General features: G+C 66.3%; 20 protein-coding genes. 19 read left to right on the forward strand and 1 reads right to left on the reverse strand.

Annotation, left to right across the window (positions count from 1 at the left end; genetic code table 11):
* The first annotated feature begins 282 nt into the window (after window positions 1-282).
* Both ACN0X9_RS11630 and ACN0X9_RS11635 read left to right on the forward strand, forming a co-directional pair.
* Window positions 283-717, forward strand: coding sequence for an HK97 family phage prohead protease (locus tag ACN0X9_RS11630; RefSeq protein WP_417487742.1), 435 nt, complete (start codon window positions 283-285; stop codon window positions 715-717).
* Window positions 718-748: 31 nt separating this feature from the next.
* Window positions 749-1960: a phage major capsid protein gene (locus tag ACN0X9_RS11635; protein ID WP_417487743.1), complete on the forward strand. Its 1212-nt coding sequence runs from the start codon at window positions 749-751 to the stop codon at window positions 1958-1960.
* A gap of 232 nt (window positions 1961-2192) precedes the next feature.
* Here ACN0X9_RS11635 and ACN0X9_RS11640 read toward each other — a convergent pair whose 3' ends face one another.
* The gene (locus ACN0X9_RS11640) at window positions 2193-2486 is read right to left on the reverse strand and encodes a hypothetical protein (RefSeq protein WP_417487744.1); all 294 of its coding nucleotides are present in this window, start codon (window positions 2484-2486) and stop codon (window positions 2193-2195) included.
* A gap of 654 nt (window positions 2487-3140) precedes the next feature.
* Between ACN0X9_RS11640 and ACN0X9_RS11645 the strand changes: the two genes are divergently transcribed.
* From ACN0X9_RS11645 to ccmE, 17 genes are all read left to right on the forward strand, one after another.
* Window positions 3141-3719, forward strand: a complete 579-nt coding sequence (locus ACN0X9_RS11645; RefSeq protein WP_417487745.1) for a head-tail connector protein — start codon at window positions 3141-3143, stop codon at window positions 3717-3719.
* 8 nt (window positions 3720-3727) lie between these two features.
* The gene (locus tag ACN0X9_RS11650) at window positions 3728-4141 is read left to right on the forward strand and encodes a DUF3168 domain-containing protein (RefSeq protein ID WP_417487746.1); all 414 of its coding nucleotides are present in this window, start codon (window positions 3728-3730) and stop codon (window positions 4139-4141) included.
* A 365-nt stretch (window positions 4142-4506) separates the two neighbouring features.
* A complete protein-coding gene (locus ACN0X9_RS11655; RefSeq protein WP_417487747.1) occupies window positions 4507-4923 on the forward strand; it encodes a phage major tail protein, TP901-1 family in 417 nt (138 codons plus the stop codon).
* 1 nt (window position 4924) lies between these two features.
* Window positions 4925-5194 (forward strand): GTA-gp10 family protein, encoded by a 270-nt coding sequence (locus ACN0X9_RS11660; RefSeq protein ID WP_417487748.1) that lies wholly within the window; start codon window positions 4925-4927, stop codon window positions 5192-5194.
* Complete coding sequence (locus tag ACN0X9_RS11665; RefSeq protein ID WP_417487749.1) at window positions 5191-5391, forward strand: phage tail assembly chaperone; 201 nt, start codon at window positions 5191-5193, stop codon at window positions 5389-5391. The genes ACN0X9_RS11660 and ACN0X9_RS11665 overlap by 4 nt, the downstream gene beginning before the upstream one ends.
* A complete protein-coding gene (locus tag ACN0X9_RS11670) occupies window positions 5388-5912 on the forward strand; it encodes a phage tail tape measure C-terminal domain-containing protein (protein WP_417487750.1) in 525 nt (174 codons plus the stop codon). Before ACN0X9_RS11665 ends, ACN0X9_RS11670 begins: the two co-directional genes overlap by 4 nt.
* A complete protein-coding gene (locus tag ACN0X9_RS11675; protein ID WP_417487751.1) occupies window positions 5909-6535 on the forward strand; it encodes a TIGR02217 family protein in 627 nt (208 codons plus the stop codon). The genes ACN0X9_RS11670 and ACN0X9_RS11675 overlap by 4 nt, the downstream gene beginning before the upstream one ends.
* Window positions 6536-6565: 30 nt before the next feature.
* Window positions 6566-7234 carry a DUF2163 domain-containing protein gene (locus tag ACN0X9_RS11680; RefSeq protein ID WP_417487752.1) on the forward strand — a complete coding sequence of 223 codons (669 nt, stop codon included), beginning with the start codon at window positions 6566-6568 and terminating at the stop codon, window positions 7232-7234.
* Window positions 7231-7746, forward strand: a complete 516-nt coding sequence (locus tag ACN0X9_RS11685) for an NlpC/P60 family protein (RefSeq protein ID WP_417487753.1) — start codon at window positions 7231-7233, stop codon at window positions 7744-7746. The genes ACN0X9_RS11680 and ACN0X9_RS11685 overlap by 4 nt, the downstream gene beginning before the upstream one ends.
* A complete protein-coding gene (locus ACN0X9_RS11690) occupies window positions 7728-11486 on the forward strand; it encodes a baseplate multidomain protein megatron (protein WP_417487754.1) in 3759 nt (1252 codons plus the stop codon). The genes ACN0X9_RS11685 and ACN0X9_RS11690 overlap by 19 nt, the downstream gene beginning before the upstream one ends.
* Before the next feature lie 41 nt (window positions 11487-11527).
* A complete protein-coding gene (locus ACN0X9_RS11695; protein ID WP_417487755.1) occupies window positions 11528-12490 on the forward strand; it encodes a DnaJ C-terminal domain-containing protein in 963 nt (320 codons plus the stop codon).
* Between the two features lie 64 nt (window positions 12491-12554).
* The gene (locus tag ACN0X9_RS11700) at window positions 12555-12899 is read left to right on the forward strand and encodes a PepSY domain-containing protein (protein ID WP_417487756.1); all 345 of its coding nucleotides are present in this window, start codon (window positions 12555-12557) and stop codon (window positions 12897-12899) included.
* A gap of 9 nt (window positions 12900-12908) precedes the next feature.
* Complete coding sequence (locus tag ACN0X9_RS11705) at window positions 12909-13586, forward strand: response regulator transcription factor (protein WP_011642876.1); 678 nt, start codon at window positions 12909-12911, stop codon at window positions 13584-13586.
* Entirely contained in the window at window positions 13583-14968 is a 1386-nt protein-coding gene (locus ACN0X9_RS11710) for a sensor histidine kinase (RefSeq protein WP_417487757.1), read from the forward strand. The genes ACN0X9_RS11705 and ACN0X9_RS11710 overlap by 4 nt, the downstream gene beginning before the upstream one ends.
* A gap of 114 nt (window positions 14969-15082) precedes the next feature.
* Window positions 15083-16390 (forward strand): hypothetical protein, encoded by a 1308-nt coding sequence (locus tag ACN0X9_RS11715; RefSeq protein ID WP_417487758.1) that lies wholly within the window; start codon window positions 15083-15085, stop codon window positions 16388-16390.
* A gap of 58 nt (window positions 16391-16448) precedes the next feature.
* On the forward strand, window positions 16449-17105 hold the full coding sequence (locus tag ACN0X9_RS11720; RefSeq protein ID WP_417487759.1) for a DUF938 domain-containing protein: 657 nt from the start codon (window positions 16449-16451) through the stop codon (window positions 17103-17105).
* Window positions 17102-17578, forward strand: coding sequence for a cytochrome c maturation protein CcmE (gene ccmE, locus ACN0X9_RS11725; protein ID WP_417487760.1), 477 nt, complete (start codon window positions 17102-17104; stop codon window positions 17576-17578). The genes ACN0X9_RS11720 and ccmE overlap by 4 nt, the downstream gene beginning before the upstream one ends.
* Window positions 17579-17585 lie beyond the last annotated feature (7 nt).

Consider the following 17585-nt stretch of genomic DNA (forward strand, 5'->3'; position numbering starts at 1 on the left):
GCTGCGCGGTTTCACCCTTGAGCTGGAAAACCGGATGCGGCCTGCTGGCTGACAAGTGATCCATGGCTGATTGCGCGCCGTCGGCGCTCAGATTTCAAACACAAACCCAACACCACAAACCACCGTCATCCCCGCCGGATGTCCCGCGCAGGCGGGACGCAGGGCGGGGACCTCACTGCCTGCAACCACATAGGTCCCTGACTTGCGCCCGGCCTTCGCCGGGCATCCATCAGGGATGACAAGCAAATCGTCATTTCCCCCCCCAAAACCCGGAGTCCCCTCATGACCGACACCCTCGTCATCGAGGGTCATGCGAGCCTGTTCGGGCTGGCTGACCTTGGCGGCGATGTGGTGGCGCGTGGCGCCTTTGCCGCTTCGCTCGCTACCCGTCGCACCATCCCCATGTTGTTCCAGCATGATCCGTCCGAGCCGGTCGGCGTGTGGACCTCGATCACCGAGGACGCGCGCGGCCTGCATGTGCGCGGCGAGATCCTGACCTCCGGGGCCCGGGGCCGGGCCACGGCGGCGCTGGTCCGGCGCGGCGCGGTGGACGGGCTTTCCATCGGTTTTCGCACCCGCGCCGCCACGCCGCGAGAGGTGCGTGGCCGGGTGCTGACTGCCATCGATCTCTGGGAGGTCTCCATCGTGACCTTCCCCATGCTGCCGCAAGCGCGCCTGCGTCTTGTGGCTGCGGCGAGCGACCGCGTCGCCGCCTGACTTTCCACCCTTTGCCAACCCAGGAGTATCCATGAGCAAGGAAACCAAGATGACAGCCGCGACCGGTGACAGCCGCGCGGTGATGGGCGAGCTGTTGGCCGCCTTCGAACAGTTCAAACAGGCCAATGACCAGCGTCTCGCCGAGATCGAGACGCGGGCCGCTGCCGATGTGCTGCTGGAAGACAAGGTCGCGCGTATCGACAAGGCGCTCGACAGCCAGAAATCCGCCCTCGACCGTCTCGTCCATGAAGCGGGGCGTCCGGGTCTCGCTCCGGGTGCCGACAGGTCGGCGGCCTCGGCGGGCTTTGCCGCCTATATGCGCAGCGGTCAGCTGGCCGAGGGCAAGTCCGCCACAGCTGGCACGCCCGGTGAGGGCGGTCATGTCGTACCGGCCGAGACCGAAGCCCGGATCGACCGGCTGCTGGCCGAGGCCTCACCCATTCGCGCCATCGCCACGGTGCGCCAGACCGCGTCCGGCACGTTTCGCAAGCCGGTTTCGCGCGGCGGAGCGGCGACCGGTTGGGTGTCCGAGACGGCCGCCCGTCCCGAAACCGATGCGCCGAGCCTGGAACTGATCGAGTTTCCCGCCGCCGAGCTCTACGCCATGCCGGCGGCAACCCAGCAATTGCTCGATGATGCCATGGTCGATGTCGAGGACTGGCTGGCGGAGGAGGTCCGCGACGTCTTCGCCGCCCAGGAAAGCGCCGCCTTTATCTCCGGTGACGGCATCAACAAGCCGCGCGGCCTGCTGGACTATACGGCGGTCGCCGAGGGCACACAGGCCTGGGGCGAGCTCGGCTATGTTGCCACAGGCACGGCGGGTGGATTCGACGCCGACGATCCGGCCGACGCGCTGATCGATCTCATCTACGCGCCCAAGACCGCCTATCGCGCCAAGGGCCGTTTCGTGATGAACCGCCAGACCGTCTCCGCCGTGCGCCGTTTCAAGGATGCCGACGGCAATTATCTCTGGCAGCCGGCGCTGGGCGAGGGCGCGACCTCGACCTTGCTCGGCTATCCGGTCACCGAGGCCGAGGACATGCCCGATATCGGCACCGACAGCGCCTCGATCGCCTTCGGCGATTTCGCCCGCGGCTATCTGGTGCTCGACCGCCAGGGCGTCGAAGTCCTGCGCGACCCGTTCAGCGCCAAACCCTATGTCCTCTTCTACACCACCAAACGCGTCGGCGGCGGGGTGCAGGACTTCGAAGCGATCAAGCTGCTGAAGTTTGGTGTGAGCTGAGGCCGGGAATCTTTTTGTCATCCCTGATGGACGCCCGGCGAAGGCCGGGCGAAAGTCAGGGACCTATGTGATTGCAAAGAGTTAGGTCCCCGCCGTGCGTCCGGCTTTTGCCGGACATCCCGCGGGGATGACAAGTGTTTGAATGGTGTGGTTGACGTGGGCGCCCCCAGCGCTCACCCCGCCATACATCCCTTGCCGGATACGGCCTGCTGGCTGACAAGGGATTTATGGCTCAGTCTGCGCTGCGGCGCGGGTCGGCATTACCTGGCAGGTTAAAGCTCGCGGCAATGCGGTCGTCCAGATCACTATCGACCCAGCGTCGCTGGGTCATCAGTGTCCACAGGACGAGGAGCGGGTAGGCTTGGAACCAGCACGAGATGGCGGCCAGCGGCACCCAGATCACGGCCGCGCCGACCCAGATCAATGGGCCGGCCTGAGGTAGCCCGACTGGCATCAGCAACAAGCTCGCGAACGGCACAACGACCAGAACAAGCAGTCGAATAAAGTCGCTTTGATCGAGCTTCATGCGCCGATTGGCTTTTCTATCACTCCCGGAGTTTCCCCCCATGTACCTCACTCTCCTTCTCCGCCGGCAATTAGTTCCGGCTTGTCCCAACGGGTGAACATAAGCCAAGGGAAAACAAGAGAGACTAGGCCGGGAATTGCGAGCAGGGGCGTCATGATCACAAGGGCCATGGGTTCCGCGAAGAGCCGACCCAGCCCCTGCTTCCATACCGGGTTCACCAATATGCCGACCAGGACAAGGCAGACGCATCCAATCTGCAAGGCATAGTGGTAGCCAACGCCTGGCAGGTAAACACCCGCTCCTTGTGGACCCCATTCTGGCAAAGGGTTTCGCTCAAGCGATTGGCGGCGAAGAATTATGCCGCCCATCGCGTGCTGAAAAGACATGGTCCTTGCCGACAGTCCGAACCGCTTCCGCAAATTCCGTCTTGTTGGCACGCGGACCAAGAAGCTGAGCAGGAAAGCCACAGGCAGGCCAAATGGCAGGCAGGCGGCGATCAGATCGCCGGATCCGTTCGCGATTGCTGATCGCGTAGCGAGGGCTAGGGCAAAGGCCGCCACGGCTGTGCCTATTGCATGCGCAATCACCTCGACCACAAACGCCGTCACGGCGCCCGGCGCCCAACCTTCTCTCTCACTCCCGGAGTTTCCCCCCATGTCCCTCACTCTCCTCACTCCGCCCTCCGCGGAGCCTGTCAGCCTGTCCGAAGCCAAGGCTCGCCTGCGGGTGGCGGATGCGTCGCAGGATGACGCGATCAACCACTGGATACAAACGGCGCGGGCGCGTGTCGAGCGGGATACGGGCCGGGCGTGTCTCGCGCAGACCTGGCTGGAACGGCGCGATGTGTGGTGGGGCGAGGGGCGTCTGTCGGCGTTCGGGACGCGGTTTCGCCTGTTGAAACCGCCTCTGATCGCGCTGGAGGCGGTCACAGTTTACGGGCTGGATGATGCGCCGTCGGAGATCGATCCGGCGGCGTTTTTTGTCGACACGTTGAGCGATCCGGGGCGGCTGGTCCTGAGGCCGGAACAGAGCTGGCCGCTGCCGGGCCGGGCGGCGGCTGGGATCGAGATCCGCTTTCGCTGTGGCTATGGCGACACGCCCGACGATGTGCCGGCGCCGCTGCGCGAAGCCATTCTCCAGCTCACCGTCCATCTGGCTGAAACCCATGGCGCCAGTGCCATGCCGCCCGGCGTGGCGGCGCTGATCGCGCCTTACCGTCCGGTGATGTTGTGAGCGGCCCCGTGACGTCTCCGGTGGAGGCCTTGCGCGAAGCCCTGACAGCGCAGTTTGCCAGCGACCCGGTGGTGATGATCCTGCTGGGTGATCCGATCCGCCTTTATGACGAGCGCTCGACCCGCGCCGCCTTCCCGCATGCCAGCTGGGGCCGCATCGAGACCCATGAGAGCGGTGCCGACGGTGTCCGCCTGCTGGAAGTCCGGCTCGGGCTGGATGTCTGGTATCGCGATGGTGAGCCTGGACCGGTGCTCGACGCCCTGGCCGACAGTGTCACGGCTGCGGCGCTGCCCGACCTGCCCGAGCCCTGGCGCCTGATCACACTCACCCCCGCCTATCGCGACGTCTTTGCGACGCGCGAGCGGCGGTTGAAACGCGGCCTGCTGCGCCTGCGGGCGGTGGTGGGGGGTGGACTGGCATGAAAATGGCGCAATTCCTGCCTATATAGTTGGTTCGGGCGGCGCGATTTACGGCGAGGCAAGCTGGCTGGTCTAGCGTGCCGTCATATGGACCTGCCCCGGCAAATCGGGTAAACAGGACACGCTCAACAAGGAAGCAGACGATGCGTATCGAAGGCACAAATCGCCGCGAAGGCTTCAACCGCTAAACTGGTTGTGGCGCGCCTCGTCATGTATGAAAAACATCAAACCCAGGCCGAACGCTGAGCCTGACCCAGCCAATTCGCGGCCCAAGAAAAACCCCCACCAAACCGCCCCACCCGGGCGGTTTTTTTGTGCCCGCTTTCAGGCCGGGCCGCCGCCCAATCCTCACAAAAAGGAGCCCTGCCATGAGTGTCCAATCCGGCCGCGATATCCTGATCCGTATCGGTGATGGCGGTGATCCGCCGGTCTTCACCGCGGCCGCTGGCCTGCGGTTGAAAACGATTTCGCTCAATGCCCGTCTGGTCGATGTGACCCATGCCGACAGTGTCGGCGGCTGGCGTGAGCTGATGGACGGGGCGGGCTTGAAGACCTGCGCCGTGTCCGGCTCGGGCGTGTTTGTCGATGCAGCCGCCGATGCGCGGATCCGGCAGGCCTTTTTCGACCGCTCTTGCGACAGCTGGCAGCTGGTCATCCCCGATTTCGGCACGCTGACCGGGGCTTTCCAGGTGGCAGCGCTGGACTATGCCGGTCGGCATGATGGCGAGGCGACGTGGTCGATGAGCCTGGCCTCGGCCGGACCGCTGGTCTTTGCAGCGCTCTGAGATGGCCAACCGGCAACGCGGTGAGGTCGAACTCGTCATCGGTGAGCGCACGTTGACGCTCTGCCTCACCCTCGGTGCGCTGGCAGAAATCGAAGCGCTCTGTCCACCCGGCGAGGCGCTGGGCGCCGGACGCCTGTTGCAGATCGTCGAAGTGCTGGCGCGCGGCGGCGGCGAGGTGATCAGCCTGGATGAGCTGAAGGCCGCCCCGATCGATATCGGCGAGACCGCCGCGGCGGTGGCTGACTGTCTCGACCTTGGCAGCGCGCCATGAACTGGGCGCTGGTCCTGCGTACCGGGCTCGCCCTGGGACTGGTGCCCGAACAGGTCTGGCGCCTGTCGCTGGTCGAATGGCGCGCCCTGACAGCACCCGGCGGCCAGGCCCCGCTCGACCGGGCCGAGCTGGAGGCGCTGCGAGCCCGTTTTCCTGATCCCGAATTTGCGGACACAACAGAGGAGGCACAGCCATGACCTCACCCCGTCCTGATACCCCGCTGGAGGATTTTGCCGACGGAGCGGGCCAACGCGCTGCCGAGGCATTGGAGACCGCTTTCGAGCGCGCCGGCAGCCGGATCGAGCAGGCGCTTGGTCGGGCGGCCCGCTCCGGCGAGGCGGATTTTTCGCGCATGACCGAGGCGATCCTGGCGGACCTCGCACGACTGGCCGCCCAGCAGGTGATCGAACGCCCGCTGGCCGGGCTGATCGACCGGGCGCTGGGGGCGATCACGCCGGATGGCGCTCGCGCCGAGGGCGGGCCGGTGCAGCCGGGCGGCGCCTATCTGGTTGGTGAGCGCGGTCCCGAACTCTTCACGCCGGGCGTGGCCGGTCAGGTCAGCCCGTCTGGCAGCGGTGGTGGAAGCCAGACCGTCCATATCCACCTGACCCTGCCGCCGGGATCAAGCGCCAGCAGCGAACGCGCCATTGCGCAATCGCGAGGCCGGATCGCCCGTTCCTTGGCGCGGGCGGTGGATGAGGGGAGGCGCTGGTCATGAGTGTGTTTCACGAGGTCCGCTTCCCCTTCTCGGTTTCCGTCGGCGCCAGTGGCGGGCCGGAGCGGCGCACCGAGATCGTGCCGCTGGTCTCCGGCCGCGAGCAACGCAACACGCCCTGGGCCGATAGTCGCCGCCGCTATGATGCCGGGCCGGGCGTGCGCTCGCTGACCGATATCCACACGCTGATCGAATTCTTCGAGGCGCGGCGCGGGCCATTGCACGGGTTTCGCTTTCGCGATCCGTTCGACAATCGCTCCGCCGCGCCCGACCAGGCCCCGGATCCGTCCGATCAATTAATCGGCACCGGTGACGGCACCGCGACCCAGTTCCAGCTGGTCAAGCATTATGAGAGCGGCGGCGAGGCGTGGACCCGCACCATCACCAAGCCGGTCGAGGGCTCGGTCCGGCTGGCCGTAGACGGCGTGGAAACGCTTGACTTCAGCCTCGATCCGGCAACCGGCCTGGTCACGCTGACGGACCCGCCAGGACCCGGGCAGGCGATCACGGCTGGCTTTGCCTTTGACGTGCCGGTGCGCTTTGCCAGCGAGCGGCTCGACCTCGCCCTCGACGAGCCCGGCGCCGCCTCGGCGCTCTCCATCCCCCTGATCGAAATCAGAGCCTGAACACGGCCCCAAAGAACGCCGGAGGTGATCATGAAAAACGTGCCTGCATCCATCCAGGCGGCGCTCGATGAGGGCGTCACCACACTGTGCGATTGCTGGATCGTGACCCGCTCCGATGCGGCGCGCTTCGGCTTTACCGATCACGACCATGATCTGATGGTCGACGGCGTGACCTGCCGCGCCGGAAGTGGATTTGGTGGCAGCGATGTCGCGGCGGAAACCGGTCTGGCACCGGATCAGGGCGGCCTGGTCGGCGCGCTCGATGACGATGTCCTGCGGCGCGACGATCTGGAAGGCGGGCTTTGGTCCGGTGCGCGGGTCGAAAGCTGGCGCGTCGACTGGGCCAGCGATCCGCCACTCGGTGTGAAGACCGGGCAGGGCGAGCTGGGCGAGATCCGCCGCGTCGATGGCCGGTTCGAGGCCGAGCTTCTGGGGCTCGCCCATCGTCTGGGCCGGGTTTGCGGCCGGGTCTTTGCCCGTCGTTGTGACGCGGTGCTGGGAGATGGGCGGTGCGGCGTGGATGGCGGTCATCCCGGCTTTGCGCTGGGCTGTGACCAGGCCTTCACCACCTGCCGCGACCGTTTCGCCAACACGCTCAATTTTCGCGGCTTCCCGCACATGGTCGGCAATGATGTGCTGCAGGCCTCGCCAGCCAGCGAGCCGGTCCGCGACGGTTCTTCCCGGGGGCTGGGCGGATGAGGCGGTCCAAGCGCGTTGGCGCTCGCGCCACCGCCCGCGACCGGGCCCGTGTTCGGGCGCTGGCCGAAGCGCGGCGCTGGATCGGCACGCCCTATGGTCACCAGGCCAGTTGCCTGGGCGCGGGCTGTGACTGCCTGGGCCTCATTCGCGGGATCTGGCGGACGCTTTACGGCGAGGAACCGCAGACCGTCCCGCCCTATGGCCCCGATGTCGCCGGGACACCGCTGGCCGCGGCTTTGATGGAAGCAGTCGGGACGCACTTTACCGAGATCGACAAGGCCAGTCCGCGCCCGGGAGACGTCCTTCTGTTTGCCGACCGTCCGGGCGGCACAGCGCGTCATTGCGCGGTGCTGTCGCAGCGCGACCGGATCATTCATGCCTATTGGCGGCGCAGTGTGGTCGAGACGGCGCTGACACCCTGGTGGCGCCGCCGTCTGGTCGCCGCCTTCGCCTTTCCCGACCTGCCCCCTGCCGAACCTGTTGAGGAGATGACATGGCCCAACTTGTCCTGACCGCCGGCCGCGTCGCCTTGGGCGCGGCCCGCGCTGCCCTGCCGACGCTGGGGCGGATTGCGGCCGGTGTCGCCCTCAATTCGCTTCTGCCCGGACGCGAGGGCCCGCGCCTTTTGGAACTGCCGGTCCAGACCTCCACCGATGGCGCGGCCATGCCCCAGGTCTGGGGCCGGGCCCGTCTGGCCGGCCAGGTGATCTGGGCCGCGCGTTTTACCGAGCACGCGCAGACGTCCGGCGGCGGCAAGTCCGGACCGAAGGAGACAGGCTTCACCTATTCAATCTCTTTTGCGGTCGGGCTGTGTGAAGGCGAGATTTCCGGCATCGGGCGGATATGGGCCAATGGGGCGCTGCTCGACCAGTCACGCTATCCGGTGCGCTGGCATGCTGGCCGCGCCGACCAACTGCCCGACCCGTTGATCACTGCCATTGAAGGCCCTGACGCGCCGGGATTTCGCGGCACCGCCTATCTGGTGCTCGAAGACCTGCCGCTGGATGAATTCGGGCATCGCCTGCCAAACCTCTCCGTGGAGGTGTTCCGCGGTGTCGGGTCGGATGGGCTGGAGCGGCAGGTGCGCGGCGTCAACCTGATCCCCGGCTGCGGCGAGTTCGCGCTCAACCCCGATCCGGTCATGCGTCTGCAGGGGCCGGGCGCGGAGACACCGGTCAATCGCAATAATGCCCGCGGGCTGAGCGATGTGCTGGCCGCGCTGGATGATCTGGAACGCGATCTGCCGGCCTGCCGGTCGGTGCAGATCGTGCTGGCCTGGTTCGGCGATGATTTGCGCTGTGGTGAATGCCGGATCCGGCCCGGCGTCGAGGATCGCGACACAGCGACCCGTCCGACAGCCTGGCGCGTGGCGGGTGCCGAGCGCGACACGGCCTGGCTGGTCGGCCGGATTGATGACCGTCCCGTCTATGGCGGCACGCCGGATGATGCCGGTGTTGTGGCGCTGATCGGGGCGCTCAAGGCGCGCGGCTTCAAGGTCACGCTCTATCCTTTCATCCTGATGGACATCGCTGACGGCAATTCCCTGCCGGACCCGGATGGCGGCAGCGGGCAGCCGGCCTATCCCTGGCGCGGCCGTATCCGGCCCGGGGCGGGCAGCGTTGCGGCTCAGGTCGACGCCTTCTTCGGAACCGCGCAGGCGACGGATTTCACGGTCAGTGGCGGGGCGGTGATCTATGCCGGTCCGGACGAGTGGCGCTATCGGCGTTTCATCCTGCATTGCGCCGCGCTGGCATCAGCGGCCGGCGGGGTGGATGGTTTCCTGATCGGTTCGGAAATGGTGGCGCTGACCACCGCCGGGGCCGGTGAGAACTATCCGGCGGTCGCGGCCTTGTGTGCGCTGGCCACCGAGGCGCGCAGCCTGCTCGGCCCGTCGACGCGTCTCTCCTATGCGGCTGACTGGAGCGAGTATCACGGTCATCAAAGCGGCGGCGGCGCCAGGATATTCCATCTCGACCCGCTCTGGTCACTCCCGGCGATCGACGCTGTGGCGATCGATTTTTACATCCCGCTGGCCGACTGGCGCGATGGCGATGATCATCTCGACGCGGCTCTCGCGTCCGGCCCGCATGACAAGAGCTATCTGGCCAGTCAGGTGACGGGCGGAGAGGGGCATGACTGGTATTACGCCTCGCCGGAAGACCGTGATGCCCAGCTGCGCACGCCGATCAGCGATGCAGCGCATGGCGAGGACTGGGTCTGGCGCTACAAGGATTTGATTGGCTGGTGGTCGAATGCGCATCACGACCGGCCCGGTGGCGTGCGTGCAGCCACTCCGACTGGCTGGGTCCCGAAGTCCAAACCAATCTGGCTGACCGAGATCGGTTGTCCGGCAGTCGACAAGGGCGCCAACCAGCCCAATGTCTTCATCGACCCGAAAAGTTCTGAAAGTGCACCGCCCCATCACTCCACCGGCGTCCGCGACGACCTGATCCAGCGGCGCTATCTGGAAGTCCTGCTGGCACACTGGGATGATCCGGCCGCCAATCCGGTCTCGCCGCTTTATGGCGGCCCGATGATCGAGCCTGAATGGACTCATGTCTGGGCCTTCGATGCGCGGCCCTGGCCGGACTTCCCGGCGCGCTCGGAAATCTGGTCTGACGGGGAGAACTGGCGGCTGGGCCACTGGCTCAATGGCCGCGCCGGCCTGGTCCCGGTCGCACGCATCATCGACGAGCTCTGCGACGAGGCCGGTCTGGCCGAACGCGATGTGTCCGCCACTCATGATCTGGTCGCCGGCTATGTGATGGACAGGCCAATGCCGGCGCGCGACGCGCTGGGGCCATTGCTCGACCTTTTGGGTGTCTCCGTCCTCGAGGGGGCCGACAGTGTCCGCTTTGTCTCCGCCGGGGTGGAGAGCGGCGGCGATACGCTGACGCTGACCGACCCGGTCGATACGGGCGAGGACAGCGTCACCCGCGTCCACCCCGCACCGCTGGACCTTGTCCGTGATATCGCTCTGGGCTTTTACGACGACCGCGCCAGCTATCGCACCGGCCACGCTTCGGCCCGCGGCGCGATGGGGACGGTGGCGACGCGCTCGCTGATCGTGCCGGTGATTGCTGATGCCGACACCGCCCGGCGCTGGTGTGGCGACAGCCTGATCACCGCTCATGCGCTGGCCGAGCGGCTCGACCTGGTCCTGCCGCCTGCTTTTCTGGCGGTGGAGGTTGGCGACCGGGTCGTTGTCGATGATGAGACCTGGCAAGTCGCGGCGCTGGAGGGTGACGCCGTGCGTCAGGCCCGCCTGCACCAGCCGACGGGGCAGTCTGTCACCGTCGCGGCAGGTGAAACCGGCGCAGACCCGGCCCTGCCCGGCACGGCAATGCGCCCGGCCCTGGAAGTACTCGACCTGCCGCTCCAGTCCGGTGAGAGCCGGGACGGTCCCCTTGTGGCCGCCTGGGCGCAGTCATGGCCGGGCGCTGTCGATGTCCACCTGTTCGATCGTCACGCCGCGACCCTGACCCGTCCGGCGCGCCTTGGCTGGCTGGCGGCGGACCTGTCTGCCGGCCCTATCGGTCGCTGGGACCGGGCCCATGCGGTGCTGCTCGATCTGGACTGGGGCACACTGGCCAGTGCCGGCCCGGCCGCCGTGCTGGACGGTGCCAACCGGATCGCGGTGGAAGCCACGCCCGGCAACTGGGAGGTGATCGCTTTCAGCGGTGCCGAGTTGCTGGCGCCCGGTCGCTATCGACTGACCGGTCTGTTGCGCGGCCTGGGCAATGGGGTGTCGCGAGCGGCCGCCAGCGGTGCCCGCATTGTGGTGCTGGATGAGGCCTGTCAGGCGATGACCCTGGCACCGAACGAGCGCGGTGTGCCGTTGGAGCTGACGGCTGTCGCAGCCGGTTATCCAGCCAGCGATGACGCCGCGACCCGGCGCGAGGTGCCGCCGGTTGCTGCTGATCTTATACCGCTGGCCCCGGTCCATCTCGTCCTTGGTCGAACCGCCGGTGCACTGCGTGTCGACTGGATCCGCCAGACCCGGATTGGCGGCGATGACTGGTCTGCGCCGGACGTGCCGCTGGGGGAGGCGGGCGAGGCCTGGCAGGTCGAGCTGGACGGGGCCGGTGTGGTGCATCAGCTGGGCGACCTCACCAGCCCCGGCCTGACCGTTTCCGACAGCGAACTGGTTGCGGCGTTCGGGACGCTGCCCGACCATTTGACCGTTCGTGTTGCGCAGCTGTCGACGCGTATCGGGCCGGGCTGGGCCGCAGAGGCTGAGGTCGATCTGTGAGCTGTGCTTTGATATCGGCTGCAAAGCCGCTTACATGATGCATGGCCTTCAAGGCCGACAGGCTTTACCGGCAAGGCAATACGGGTATGGACGATCCCTACAAGACGCTCGGCGTCTCCAAAACGGCGAGCGCCGACGAAATCCGCAAGGCTTACCGCAAGCTGGCCAAGGAGCTGCACCCGGATTCCAATCCCGGCAATGCGGCGGCCGAGGAGCGTTTCAAACACGTTTCGCAAGCCTTCAAACTGCTCTCCGACCCGGAAAAGCGGGCCGAGTACGACGCCGCCGCGCGAGCCGGCTTTCATCCCGGCATGGGCGGGATGGGTGGCATGGGCGGCGGTCCCGGTGGCAAGCCGTTCAATTTCCGCCAGTCACGGCATCAGGGCCGTGGCGGGTTCGAGGATATCTTCTCCGACCTGTTCACCGATTTCGGCGCCCAGGGCGGCGGTGGGCGCCAGCGCCAGGCCCCGCGCAAGGGGGCCGATGTGCGCCAGACCGTGACCGTTGATTTCATGCAGGCAGCCCAGGGCGGCAAGCACCGGGTCAGCCTGCCGGGCGGACGCACGCTCGATGTCGCGGTACCCTCGGGTGCCAGCGACGGCCAGGTATTGCGCCTGCGCGGCCAGGGTGAGGGCTCGGCCATGGGCGGCGAGCCCGGCGATGCGCTGATCGAGATCAAGGTCGCCGAACACAAATTCTTTTCGCGCGCTGGCGATGATGTCCGTCTGGAACTGCCGATCAGCCTTAAGGAAGCGGCGCTGGGCGCCAAGGTGCGGGTCCCGACGATCGATGGCGCTGTCGATGTAAGGGTGCCGCCCGGATCCTCGACGGGCACCTTGCTGCGGCTGCGTGGCAAGGGATTTGCTGGCAGCAAGGGCAAGCGCGGCGACCAGCTGGTCCGGCTGATGGTGGCGCTGCCGTCGAGTGATGAGGCGCTGAAAGCCTTCCTGGAGAAATGGTCGCCGCCGGAAGGCCATGATCCGCGCAAGGGTCTGCATTCGTGACGGTGATGTTTTGGTAGTATGTTGTTCAGCACGGGTTCAGGGGGAGCCCGTCAGTGTGAGTGTCATGTTGAGAAACCTTTTGATCCTTGCTGGCGCCCTGAGCGTCTTCGCAGCCCCCGCCGGGGCCGACGGAAACGACGCCGCAGTCGTGGAGCCGGCCGGCTATGCCAACCTGCAGGACCGCTACACCGCGCCTGAAGCCCGTGACGCCCGGCGTCAGGGTGATGTGGTGCCGGCGCTGCGGGTGATCTCGGAAGTGCGTCGCCGCTATCCCGGCGCCGACGTGCTCGATGCCGAGCTCGAGGGCGGCGGGTCGCCGCGCTATGTGATCAAGATTCTCACCCGTGAGGGGCGCCGCGTCGATGTGGTTGCCGATGCCCGGACCGGGCAGATACTGTTTGAACGATAGGGGGAGTGCATGCGCGCGCTTGTTGTTGAAGACGATCCGGACCTGAACCGCCAGCTTGGCCGGGCCCTCGAAGATGCCGGCTATGCCGTCGACGCAGCCGTCGATGGCGAGGACGGTCACTTCATGGGCGACACCGAACCCTATGATGTTGTGGTGCTGGATCTTGGCTTGCCCAAGATGGACGGCGTCACCGTCCTCGAACGCTGGCGCCAGGCCGGGCGTGACTTCCCGGTATTGATCCTGACCGCGCGCGATCGTTGGTCGGAAAAGGTGGCGGGCTTTGATGCCGGCGCCGATGATTATCTCACCAAGCCATTCCACACCGAGGAATTGCTGGCCCGCATGCGCGCCCTGACTCGCCGTGCCGCCGGCCACACCACGGCGACGATTGAATGCGGCGGCCTGTCCATCGACACCCGCGGCGCCCGCGTCTTCATTGATGGCGCGCCGGTGAAGGTGACCTCGCACGAGTTCCGCATGCTGTCCTATCTGGCCCATCACCAGGACCGGGTGATTTCGCGCACCGAGCTGGTCGAGCACATTTACGACCAGGATTTCGACCGCGACAGCAATACGATCGAGGTTTTTGTCGGCCGTCTGCGCAAGAAGATCGGCACCGACCGGATCGAGACCGTGCGCGGGCTGGGCTATCGACTGGTTGATCCGGTGGCGCGCCCGGTTTCGTGAAGCGCCGGGCCTCCCTTGCTTTCAGACTGTTTGCCGGCGCCGCTGCCTGGGCGCTGGCACTCCTGCTTCTGGGCGCCATCGCCCTGACCACGCTTTACCAGCGCTCGGTCCTGCGCACGATGGACGACCGGTTGTCCAGTGTCGTCGAGGCTCTGGTCGCGGCCGCTGAAACCGATCCGGGCGGCGGCATCGTGCTCGCCCGTCGGCCCTCTGACCCCGCTTATGACCGGGTGTTCTCCGGTCGCTACTGGCAGATTTTCGATGCTCCGGTCATGGAAGGCGGCGGACACCAGGCGCTGGTCGTGTCCCGGTCGCTGTGGGACGAGACCCTGACACCGCCCGACGCCCTGATGGCCTCTTTGCTGGCCAGTCCCGGTCAGGTGATGTCCTTTGATACCAAAGGACCCAGCGGCGAACCCTTGCGGCTGACAGGACAGGCGGTCCAACTGCCTTCGCGACCGGACATGGTCATCATGATGGCCGCCGAAGATCGCGAGACCGCCGACCGCGATGTCCGCAATTTCGCGATCACTTCCGGCATCATGTTCCTGGGCTTCGCGACTGCCATTGCCGCAGGTGTCTTCTTCCAGGTCCGCATCGGCCTGGCGCCGGTCCTGCGCATGCGGACCAGTGTCGCAGAGGTTCGCGAGGGCAATCAGGAGCGCGTTGATGGCGAATTTCCGGTCGAGCTCCAGCCCCTGGCCGACGAGCTCAATGCCATGCTCGACCATTCGCGCGAGCTGGTCGAGCGATCGCGCACGCATGTTGGCAATCTGGCTCATGCCCTGAAAACCCCGATCGCGGTGCTGACCAATGAGGCGCGGACGTCGCAAGGGGCGCTGGCCGACATGGTCGAGCGTCAGACCGGTGTAATGACCGAACAGGTCGAACATCATCTGCGCCGCGCCCGGGCGGCCGCCCACGCCAAGGCTGTTGGTGCCAGGACGCCGGTCGCGTCCACCGTCGGCGACCTTGCGCGTACACTGGAAAAGATCAATGCGGCACGCGGGATACGCATCACTTTCGAAGCCGAGGACGGCCTCAACTTCAAGGGCGAGCGCCAGGACCTGGAAGAAATGGTCGGCAATCTGATGGACAATGCCTGCAAGTGGTCGGGTGGCGAAGTGCATGTAAAAGCCATGCGGACCGCGGCTCGCGAGCTGGCTGTCATAATCGAGGATGATGGTCCGGGCCTCGACCCGCAGGAGTGCGAAGCCGCCTTGCAGCGCGGGGTGCGGCTGGACGAACAGGCGCCGGGCTCGGGCCTTGGTCTGGCGATTGTTTCGGATCTGGCCAAAGCCTATGGTGGAGAACTCAGCCTGTCGAGGTCAGAACTCGGCGGGTTAGCGGCTCGTATAGGCTTGCCGGCTACTGGTCGCTAAGTGCTCATTAACCGAAGTGGGTGAAGACTAGCGACAGCAAAAGACTGTGTATTCTGGATCATGGCCAATCTCTCGCCTTCTCAGCGAGCCAAACTCGAAGCGCTGTGGCGTAGCATGCCCGAAAAAATGCGGGCGGCGTTGCGGGCCACAACCAAGGCGACCGCCGCGAGTGATCCGGCGTCGGCGGCGCTCGACAACATATTTTCTGAACTTGAGGAAGCCTTGCGCTCGCCCGCCGGTGATCTGGCCAAGGCCTATGTGTTGGCCCCGCTGCGGCCGCTGGTCGGTGATTCCGCGCTGATCCCGCCGTCGAAATTCCGCTTTTCGGCCGAGGACCTGTCCAAGATCTGGGGCTGGATGGGGCGCCATCTGGCCAAGGACATGGTCGAGACCGCCAAGAAGTGCAAACGCCCGGAATCCGACCCGATCTGGTTCGAGTTTCGCCGTCAGGCCGGCGCGGCGCTGGCCGATGCCGTGCACAAGGCCGACCGTGTACCCAAGGACATGACGGCATTGCTCAAGCGTTTCGGCAGTGAAGGTCGCGCGATGCTGAGCGACGCAATCATCCTGCTGAACAATAGCGAGCAGATAGCCGCCGCGATGGCGCAGCTGCCGGAGCGGATTGCGGACTATGATGATGACCTGTCCCTGATCACCAAGCAGTTGCACGAGGAGATGCACGAGAGCAATGCCGAAGCGGCCTTGTGGATCCTGCTGCTGACCATGGGCCGGCTGGAGAACCCCTGGCAGATATTCCGAGTGGTCAAGCGGATCGGGCGACGCGATGACGACCTGGTCGTGCAGAAAACGGACCTGGCAGCCGTCGGTGACGCCGTCCTGGGCGATACCGGCTATTTCGCGGCCCGCCTCAAACAACCGCCCCAGACCCTGGAAGAGGCCAAGGCCTGTTACCAGCTGTTCGATCGGTTCGTGGCATTCTCGACCGGCATGACGGCTGAATTCGGCATTCGCAAGGACGGACGCTGGGGGCGCTCGCTGTTCGGCCTGCGGGCCGAAGCCTCGACCAATGTCGAGAAAACCCTGGCCAAGGTCCCGCTGGCGCTCGATGCGGGCCTGCCGGAGCCGCGCCGAGGCCGGAGCGGCCGGGTGATACCGGCCCAGCCCCCGCCGGCTGCTGCGGTCGACAAGGCCGAAGGGCTGCTCTACTTCCTCGGCAAATGCCGGGAACACGCCACCGCCGCGGCGATCGCCTCGACCCAGAAGCGAATTGCCGACGCGGCAGAGAAACGGATGCGTGAAGCCGGCGAGATGCTGGTCGATCTCGTGGCGTCCAGCGAAGGCCAGAACCGCACCACCGCGCAGGACGGGCTGGATATCACCGTCCGACTGATGGAAAGTGCGGGGCATGACGAGGCCGCGTCGCTGCTTAGACGGCGCGGTGCTGCCGCGACCGCGGCATAGCGTCCCGACCGCGTCGTGGCGGCTTGCGCGAACACCGTGTGCGACGTAGGTCGTTGCCATGTCCAAACTGCCCCGATCACCGATTGCCCTGGAAGACCGTGCGAACGAGCAAGGTCGCCTTTATTCACCCAGCGCTGCGCGCAATCGTGACGCGATCGCTGCGGTCCTGGCTCGCGCCCTGCCGACCGGCGCATCTGTCCTGGAGATCGGGTCGGGTACCGGCGAACATGCGGTCGCGGCCTGTCAGGTCCGTCCTGATCTGAGCTGGCAACCAAGTGACCCCGACGCCGCATCGCGCGACAGCCAGGCAAGCTGGGCCGGTGAGGCAGGCGGGGCGATCCTGGCGCCGCTCGAGATCGATCTCCTGCGCTCGCAGACCCTGGCCGAGATTGACGGCTTTGACGCGCTGGTCTGCATGAATGTCATCCATATCGCTCCATGGGCCGTCGCCGAGGCGCTGGCCGCGCTGGCGCAAGGCCGGCTTCGGCCGGGCGGTGTTGTCGTGCTGTACGGTCCCTATCTGCAAGGCGACGCGACCGCGCCGTCCAACCTCGCTTTTGACGCGTCGCTGAAAGCGCGAAATCCGGAGTGGGGTGTGCGGTCGCTGGATGCCGTGGTCGCGCTTCTGGCCTCGCATGACCTGTGCCTGATTGAACAGGTCGACATGCCGGCCAATAATCTCATGCTCATTTTTCAACGCCGGGAGCCGGAATGATGCGGCATCGCAATCGACGTCTTGCCACCATCGCTGCTTCGGCGACTGTCCTTGTGGTCGCAGTCGGCCTCGGCCTGTTCGCGTTGCGCAGTGCCGTGGTCTTCTTCTATTCGCCCAGCGAGATCGCCGCGGAGCATCCCGGAATCGAGGCCCGGATCCGGGTCGGTGGTCTGGTGCTGGAAGAGTCGGTGGGTGAGGCGGCCAGCGGTGCCACCCGTTTCGTGATCACCGACCGGGTTGAAAATGTGCAGGTGGAATATGCCGGCCTGCTACCCGACCTGTTCCGCGAAGGCCAGGGCGTCGTTGTCGAGGGGCGGTTCGCTGCCGACGGCGTGTTGCAGGCGCGCACAGTGCTGGCCAAGCATGACGAGACCTATATGCCGCCGGAAGTGGCCGAGGCCCTGCGCGAAGCCGGGGTCTGGCAGGGCGAGGGTGAGGCGCCTCCAGCTGCCGGTGATACCGAGACCCGCTGAGGCCTGA

Origin of the sequence: Maricaulis sp. (assembly GCF_048268525.1) — a bacterium.
GTDB lineage: Bacteria > Pseudomonadota > Alphaproteobacteria > Caulobacterales > Maricaulaceae > Maricaulis.